The organism is Halorhodospira sp. 9622, from assembly GCF_022228025.1.
Taxonomy (GTDB): domain Bacteria; phylum Pseudomonadota; class Gammaproteobacteria; order Nitrococcales; family Halorhodospiraceae; genus Halorhodospira; species Halorhodospira halophila_A.
Genome location: NZ_JAJNRE010000098.1, coordinates 1 through 732, shown reverse-complemented (window position 1 = coordinate 732; position 732 = coordinate 1). Strand labels below are relative to the sequence as shown.

General features: G+C 56.4%; 1 protein-coding gene. It reads right to left on the bottom strand.

From position 1 onward, the window contains the following. Positions 1-439 (bottom strand): hypothetical protein (locus LRG07_RS13765; RefSeq protein ID WP_238642765.1); only part of this gene is annotated, 439 nt, incomplete at its 3' end. Positions 440-732 lie beyond the last annotated feature (293 nt).

Here is a 732-nt window from a genome sequence, read left to right as displayed (position 1 = left end):
CATAGACCATGGAAGAAGGGGCCAAGACATAGCCCGCGCGACCGCTCAGCGCGTACCCTTGACCTGCTTCGATGTTGTAGGTCTGCGTTACTCGATCATTCGTAACAGTATCCGTTCCAGAAACTTCCTCAACATCTTCGTCCGTGAGCCCGGCGCTCAGGGTAAACTCACCCCCGAGATAAAAGTTATCGACTTGTTCACCGTAGCCAACTAGGAGGTCAGCATTAGTAAACCAGTCTGTGTAACCTACAAACTCGCTCAGCTCTTCATCATCGAGGCCAAACTGGAAGCTTTCCTGCGTTACTTCCGCGGTGTAACTGCCAAAGAGTCCAATCCCGCCACCAACGTAAGGACCACTCAGATCAGAAAACGCAGGAGTGCTGAAAATTGCCAAAGAACTCGCGGCCAGCGGCGCCCAGTAGACTGAGAACTTCTTCATGTTCGATAACTCCATCCATGTGTTTTGGTCCGTCATTGCAGCACACAAACCCTATGCTGCTTGGTAGATATTACCGCAGCATGCCGCAAAGAGCGCAAGGGCTTCATGAGTCGCCCCAAGGCGCCGCGCCCGTCTTGGGACGATTTGCCTCAGGCTTCTTCACAGACCACAGCGGCGGTTGGGTCGTAGAGGCCTAGCGTTCGGCGGGCTCTGCCTCTCCACGAGGCCCCTTGGCCAAGCAGGCCCGCTACTGGGGCCGGCGGCCTTGGGAAGCAGCGCCCGCTGAGGCCGTG